Consider the following 6,538-nt stretch of genomic DNA (forward strand, 5'->3'; position numbering starts at 1 on the left):
TCTTATGCTGATGTGTTCTTTTCTTTAATTTCTACTTTCACTGTTTGCTGAGACAGGGTCCATTCAATATCTTCCGGTCCTTCTGCCTCTATTTCCACCTCATGTTCACCGGGCTCGAGCCCTGAAAGATCAAGAGCAAGTGAGAAGTCTTCCTTCGTCACTTTACTCACCTGTGCATTCTGACCTATCATCGCTACATCGACGACACCTTCTTCAGGTGACATGATGGTATATTCATATTCTTCGGCTAATCCTTGTGGGGTGATTTCAAGACCTGACAGGCTCTTTTCCTCGGTTGTGTTGACATCAACCTTCACCTTAACTTCTTCAGGAGCCACTTTATTTAAGCCATCTTGCAGGGCGAGTGGTACCGTAATGGTTGAATCCTTCGTAATCTTAGAAAGGTCTATTTCTGCAAGCAACTCTTCTACTGTGTCCAGTACATCCTGTCTGCCGAAAATGGTTGCCTCTTTAGGATCAATTGAAATCGACTCCAGCGTCGTCCCTTCTGGAAGACTGCCTTTTTGCTTAATCGTCACGGGAACACTCTTACTTTTGTTTACAACCGAAACGGTCACATCGACCACTTCCGGATCAATTTGAACATCTAATTTATTATACTCACGGTCTAAGACTTGCACCCTGGCTTCCCTTGTCACATTCTCATTGATTTCCTCATCAAGATCAAGGGTGGCTATGACATAGGCAATCCGTTCCACTTCATCCTTAGAGCCCGTCACTTTCACCGTTTTCGGATCAACAGCCAGTCCTTCTGCTTCATATCCATTGGATAAAATACTCTCATTGAATTGAGGTTCAATCGTAAATTCTTCGGTTACCTTTTCTTGAACCGATATATTGACAGTATCCGGATCGAGTTTCACATCGAGTTTTTCAGAAATATTATCTATCTTTATTTTCACCTGATGCTCACCGATACCGATATCATTTAAGTCTACATAGACCCTGAAATCCTTCACTTGTTTGGCTTGTTGCACAATCGCTTTAGATCCTTCTACAGTCACATTCACCGTATCAGGCAAGCCGCTCACTTCTAAATTCTCACGATCATAGAAAACTTCAAGCGGGACGTCTTGGATCGTTTCAATCGCATCTTGAGAGTTGCCGTTATTGTTGTTAGCCGTCTTCTGAATATCATCAAAGTTGACGGACAGATAGAGAATGAATGCTAACATCAGCCCCACAATTCGCATGAACCAACGACTTTCCATGAATTTATCCATTTTCTTTCTTCCCCCTAAAACTCCATTTCGTCGAGGAAGCATTTGTCTTATCGCCAATGAGCTCTACCATAAGAATTTCTGTGAAGCGCTCCAAAGAGAGGTCGCGATGTAACTCTCCATTTTTCGTAATGGAGATAGCTCCCGTTTCTTCTGATACAACAATCGTAATACTATCTGTTACCTCACTGACGCCAAGTGCTGCCCGGTGTCTTGTTCCCAATTCTTTCGAAATGAACGGGCTTTCCGATAAGGGAAGATAACAAGCCGCTGCAGCAATTTGATTTTTTTGAAGGATAACAGCTCCATCATGAAGAGGTGTATTGGGAATAAAGATATTAATGAGCAACTGGGACGTAATCTTGGCATCGAGTGGTATACCTGTTTCAATATAATCACTCATCCCTGTTTCCCGTTCGAGAGTAAGGAGGGCACCAATTCGACGTTTTGCCATATAGCTTACGGCTTTCGTCATTGCTTCGATCATCTGCTCCTGCTCTTCTTCTTCCTGCAGTCCCGTCCTTGAGAATAAACGGCCCCTTCCCAATTGTTCAAGGGCTCTGCGGAGTTCAGGCTGGAAGATGATGATAATCGCCAGGAACCCCCATGTGAGGGCTTGCTCCATCATCCACCCCAGTGTATCCAATCCAAAGATACTACTAAGACCTCTTACAATGATAATGACAAAAATACCTTTTAATAATTGTACTGCTTTCGTTCCTTTTATCAGCATGATCAGTTTATAGATTACAAACCATACTACGAGTATATCTACTATATCCGAGACATAATCCAGCGCGGAGTAATCCGAAAAAATATCGATAAACGGCATATTACATCCTCCAATAGCTTAATCGAAAGCGTAAGCCGCCATGTGTGGCTTCTCCATTTTCGTAACGTTCCTATTATAGCATATTTTATCACTGTCAAATGAAAGACACCCACGGCTTCATGATTCTTTCTCTTCTATTCATGAACTCACGTTTTTACATAAAAAAACCGACATGGATTCATACATGTCAGTCCTTTTTAGGGACGGACCTTACTTCCATCCCCTCTATTTTATCCTACTTTTCTTCAAGTTGCGAATTTCCCCAATCCACCGTGTCTTTAGCCCCTTTTTTGATCTGGTACCAAAGCCACTCAAAGGCCGCATCGATTTCATGGATTTCTCCAGTCACGCTTCCCGCTGAAGCCAAATACTGCTTTCCGTTAATGACCGTGACATTCCCCGTTACTTTTCCTTCAATTTTCACATCACCATTCCGGACCGTCAGATCTCCATTCACGACTTCCCCCTCAGGCACCACAACCGTATGATCCTGAACCACTAACTTCGCATTCTTCGTAAATGAAAAATCCTGATCGTCATTCCATGAAGTTAAGAAGCTGCCGGTCATAAAGAAAAGGAATAGGGCCGCAGCCGTGAGTAGCGGATGGTGGCGGAACCACCTCTTAACGCCCACTTTCTTCTTCTCTTTCGGCAATCTTGACATAAGTTTATCCGTAAAGTCTGCAGAAGCACTAATATGAGAAGTGCTCTGTACAAACGCAATAGCTTTTTTCAGCTCATGAAAGTGATGCTGACACCCACTGCATTCCTGTAAATGATGCTTCAGCATTTCTTCTTTTTCTCTATTTAAATCTCCATCTAAATAATCGTGCATATACTCGATGATTTCTTCAGGACAAGGTTTCATATTCACTCACCCTCTCTACAGTGATCTTAATTGTTTACGGAGAGCTTCACGCCCCCTATGTACTCTTGTTTTAACCGTTCCCAGGGGTAGATCCAATATCTCGCTGATTTCTTGAAGAGGAAGCTCCTCGATATATTTTAAGACAATGACCGATCGATACTTCTCAGGCAACTTGGAAATTTCCTTTTGAATGGTTTCCTGAAGCTCCATATTCTCTACTTCTTCTTCAGGCAGCTGAACATCCGCAGCCACTTGTGAGTACATCGTCAAGCCCTCAGTTCCCGCTACCTCTGCATCTAAGAAATAATCCGGTTTCTTCTTACGGATCCTGTCGATACAAAGATTCGTCGCTATCCTGAATAGCCAGGTCGAGAACTTTCTCTTCTGGTTAAAGGTTTCAATATTGACATATGCCCTGATAAAAGCCTCTTGGGCAATATCCTCTGCTTCATGACGATTTCCAAGCATCCGGTAGCAGATTTGGAACACTTTATCCTTATAAAGCTCGACTAATTCGGCAAAGGCGTTCTGATCACCTTTCAATACTTGCTTAATCCGCTTTTTCACTAACGCTTCCATTTCACAACCTCCGCTCTATGCGGCTATATTTATATACGTAACTTCCTATCAAAAGGTTTCAAATTTTTTATATTACTATCCTAACAAATTTTCCGGGAAAAATGTTTACAATTATTAGAAAAAGGGTATAAAGGAACTAATTATTTCTATTGTGGGAGGATCTCGAAATGAGGGGAAGAATGAATGATTTATTATTTCAAATTGAAGACTGCCGTCGCCAAATGGTCGAACTAGCATTAAAGTCATCCTTTGCCGACGAGCAAGTAGTCGATTTGAGTACTCGTCTTGACGATCTATTAAATCAATACCAAGTGGTCAAGCACCATTGAAGGGAAATAGATGAAGGCTGAGAACCTTGAAGGGTTCTCAGCCTTATTTTTTTGCTTTAGATTATAGTAATTTCTCTCCAAATAGTGATCCCATCAACGCTACAGCAACAGTAGCGGTTTTATTCTTCTCATCGAGGATAGGATTTACCTCAACAAATTCTGCAGATGTAATCAATCCTGACTCTTCCAGCATCTCCATCGCTAAGTGACTCTCACGGTAGCTTATTCCACCAAGAACAGGAGTTCCTACCCCAGGAGCATCGCTTGGATCCAATCCATCTAAATCAAGTGATAAATGGACTCCATCCGTTCTGTCCTTCAAGTAGTCAATGGACTCTTCCATTACCTTCGTCATACCAAGACGATCGATTTCATGCATCGTATATACTTTAATGCCTTTTTCTTTAATTAACTCTCTTTCTCCTTCATCTAAAGAACGAGCTCCAATAATGACGATATTCTCAGGCTTGATCTTTGGTGAGCTCTGCCCGATACCCGTCAACTCTTCATGGCCGATGCCCAGGCTTACCGCAAGAGGCATTCCATGAATGTTACCTGACGGAGACGTATCCCCTGTATTCAAATCACCGTGTGCGTCATACCAAATCACACCTAAGTTTTCATAGTGAGGAGACACACCAGCCAATGTTCCGATCGCAATACTATGGTCTCCGCCAAAGATTAATGGGAAATCTCCACTCCCGATTACATCGTTCACCTTACCAGCCAACGTCTCGCTAGCTTCAGCAACCGCTTTCAAATTACGCAAATTCGTATCAGGATTATTATGTACTCGCTCAGCCTGGCCAATCTCAATATCACCCAAGTCTTTAATGTCATATCCAAGGTTTTCAAGACGCTCAACAATCCCGGCATAACGGATTGCGCTCGGCCCCATATCCACGCCTCTACGCATTTGACCTAAATCCATCGGTACACCAATAATAGAAATATTTTTCTTCATGAAAAATTCCCCCAATTCGAAATTTATTTACACCTCTATTCTATCCATACTATGACCCATGGTTCAACTGGACAGGATTGTGTATATATATGCGTGTGTAGAGGGGTTTTCTGTGTTTTGGTGTAAGATTATGTAGGCGGGTTTTGGACGAAGGTGCTAGTGTGGAATCGATTGTGGTGACGGTCCTTGGTAAAAAGCGATTTGAAAATAAAATCTGGAATTTGAAAATAAATAGTCCAAAATTGAAAATAAAATCTTAAATTTGAAAACAAATATAGGAAATTTGAAAATATCCTTTTGCTAATATGGTTTTAAGGACAGATATTCGGCTTTTTAAAAGGGGTTCTGGCTGTTTTTGTTTAGTTTTGAGTAAAAAGGTTGAAATTTGAAATGATTTTCCTGAGGATAGAATGATTTTTGTACCTAATTGTCTACCACAAACAAAAAAACCTCAAATCTCCTAAAAGATTCAAGGTTTAATCATGTCGTATGTATGGTTATTTCACTCCGCTAACGCTTCGTAAGCGGATAGATTTTTTGCTTTCGCAAACATAAAGGACATTTATTTTGCTTTTGCAAAAAAATCTGGTGGAGCCTAGCGGGATCGAACCGCTGACCTCCTGCGTGCAAAGCAGGCGCTCTCCCAGCTGAGCTAAGGCCCCATATGTTATAGATTATAGAGAAATTCTCACACCTTAGGTAGCATGTGAGAAAATGTGTGATGAGCCATGAAGGATTCGAACCTTCGACCCTCTGATTAAAAGTCAGATGCTCTACCAACTGAGCTAATGGCTCGTAATGGCTGGGCTAGCTGGATTCGAACCAACGCATGTCGCAGTCAAAGTGCGATGCCTTACCGCTTGGCTATAGCCCAATAATTACTTTAATGGCATAAAAAAGGGACATTTATAGGATGTCCATTTTACACTTAAATATACAGTGGTGGAGGGGGGCAGATTCGAACTGCCGAACCCGAAGGAGCGGATTTACAGTCCGCCGCGTTTAGCCACTTCGCTACCCCTCCAGCTAAAAAAAATGGTGCCGGCAAGAGGACTTGAACCCCCAACCTACTGATTACAAGTCAGTTGCTCTACCAGTTGAGCTACACCGGCGTATATGATTATCAAACATTTTTTCAAATAATGAGGTTTATTTTGCATTCGCAAAAAACTTGGTGGAGGATGACGGGATCGAACCGCCGACCCTCTGCTTGTAAGGCAGATGCTCTCCCAGCTGAGCTAATCCTCCATTATGTACTTCCGCAAAAAACTTTGGTGACCCATACGGGATTCGAACCCGTGTTACCGCCGTGAAAGGGCGGTGTCTTAACCGCTTGACCAATGGGCCATTCTGAATAAAAATATAAAAGCTTCCAACCGGGCTCGAACCGGTGACCTCTTCCTTACCATGGAAGCACTCTACCTGCTGAGCTATGGAAGCAATGGCTCCGCAGGCAAGATTCGAACTTGCGACCGATCGGTTAACAGCCGATAGCTCTACCACTGAGCTACTGCGGAATGATATAGCCTGGCGACGTCCTACTCTCACAGGGGGAGATCCCCCAACTACCATCGGCGCTGAAGAGCTTAACTTCCGTGTTCGGCATGGGAACGGGTGTGACCTCTTCGCCATTATCACCAGACATATTGCTTACAATGACAAATATTATTATATAATATTTTTCAAATTTTTCAAGGGGTAAATTAAAATTTATTCCCTGAAAAC

The 6,538-nt window shown here is 42.4% G+C and carries 6 protein-coding genes, 9 tRNA genes and 1 rRNA gene; 1 reads left to right on the top strand and 15 read right to left on the bottom strand.

Annotated elements, in window-relative coordinates:
* Positions 1–2: 2 nt before the first annotated feature.
* The 4 genes from ACIFOD_RS04475 to sigW all read right to left on the bottom strand — a co-directional run bounded on the left by ACIFOD_RS04475 (position 3) and on the right by sigW (position 3,520).
* Complete coding sequence (locus tag ACIFOD_RS04475; protein ID WP_397554432.1) at positions 3–1,244, bottom strand: YbbR-like domain-containing protein; 1,242 nt, start codon at positions 1,242–1,244, stop codon at positions 3–5.
* Positions 1,237–2,073 (bottom strand): diadenylate cyclase CdaA, encoded by an 837-nt coding sequence (cdaA, locus tag ACIFOD_RS04480; RefSeq protein WP_113970160.1) that lies wholly within the window; start codon positions 2,071–2,073, stop codon positions 1,237–1,239. Before cdaA ends, ACIFOD_RS04475 begins: the two co-directional genes overlap by 8 nt.
* 235 nt (positions 2,074–2,308) lie before the next feature.
* On the bottom strand, positions 2,309–2,941 hold the full coding sequence (locus ACIFOD_RS04485) for an anti-sigma factor family protein (protein ID WP_430313600.1): 633 nt from the start codon (positions 2,939–2,941) through the stop codon (positions 2,309–2,311).
* Between the two features lie 15 nt (positions 2,942–2,956).
* Complete coding sequence (gene sigW / locus ACIFOD_RS04490) at positions 2,957–3,520, bottom strand: RNA polymerase sigma factor SigW (protein WP_113970158.1); 564 nt, start codon at positions 3,518–3,520, stop codon at positions 2,957–2,959.
* Positions 3,521–3,687: 167 nt separating this feature from the next.
* Between sigW and ACIFOD_RS04495 the strand changes: the two genes are divergently transcribed.
* On the top strand, positions 3,688–3,849 hold the full coding sequence (locus ACIFOD_RS04495) for an aspartyl-phosphate phosphatase Spo0E family protein (protein WP_098351124.1): 162 nt from the start codon (positions 3,688–3,690) through the stop codon (positions 3,847–3,849).
* A 61-nt stretch (positions 3,850–3,910) separates the two neighbouring features.
* Here ACIFOD_RS04495 and rocF read toward each other — a convergent pair whose 3' ends face one another.
* The 11 genes from rocF to rrf all read right to left on the bottom strand — a co-directional run bounded on the left by rocF (position 3,911) and on the right by rrf (position 6,455).
* A complete protein-coding gene (gene rocF, locus ACIFOD_RS04500; RefSeq protein ID WP_113970156.1) occupies positions 3,911–4,813 on the bottom strand; it encodes an arginase in 903 nt (300 codons plus the stop codon).
* A gap of 586 nt (positions 4,814–5,399) precedes the next feature.
* Positions 5,400–5,475: transfer RNA gene (locus ACIFOD_RS04505), tRNA-Ala, on the bottom strand.
* Positions 5,476–5,535: 60 nt separating this feature from the next.
* Positions 5,536–5,608 (bottom strand) — tRNA-Lys (locus tag ACIFOD_RS04510).
* A 4-nt stretch (positions 5,609–5,612) separates the two neighbouring features.
* Positions 5,613–5,687: transfer RNA gene (locus tag ACIFOD_RS04515), tRNA-Gln, on the bottom strand.
* A gap of 66 nt (positions 5,688–5,753) precedes the next feature.
* Positions 5,754–5,837: transfer RNA gene (locus ACIFOD_RS04520), tRNA-Tyr, on the bottom strand.
* 12 nt (positions 5,838–5,849) lie between these two features.
* Positions 5,850–5,925, bottom strand: a tRNA-Thr gene (locus ACIFOD_RS04525).
* Between the two features lie 60 nt (positions 5,926–5,985).
* Positions 5,986–6,061: transfer RNA gene (locus ACIFOD_RS04530), tRNA-Val, on the bottom strand.
* 24 nt (positions 6,062–6,085) lie between these two features.
* Positions 6,086–6,160: transfer RNA gene (locus ACIFOD_RS04535), tRNA-Glu, on the bottom strand.
* A gap of 20 nt (positions 6,161–6,180) precedes the next feature.
* A tRNA-Thr gene (locus tag ACIFOD_RS04540) sits at positions 6,181–6,253 on the bottom strand.
* 2 nt (positions 6,254–6,255) lie between these two features.
* Positions 6,256–6,330, bottom strand: a tRNA-Asn gene (locus ACIFOD_RS04545).
* Positions 6,331–6,338: 8 nt separating this feature from the next.
* A 5S ribosomal RNA gene (gene rrf, locus ACIFOD_RS04550) occupies positions 6,339–6,455 on the bottom strand.
* Positions 6,456–6,538: the final 83 nt, after the last annotated feature.

Origin of the sequence: Rossellomorea sp. NRS-1567 (assembly GCF_050467885.1) — a bacterium.
Taxonomy (GTDB): domain Bacteria; phylum Bacillota; class Bacilli; order Bacillales; family Bacillaceae_B; genus Rossellomorea; species Rossellomorea aquimaris_C.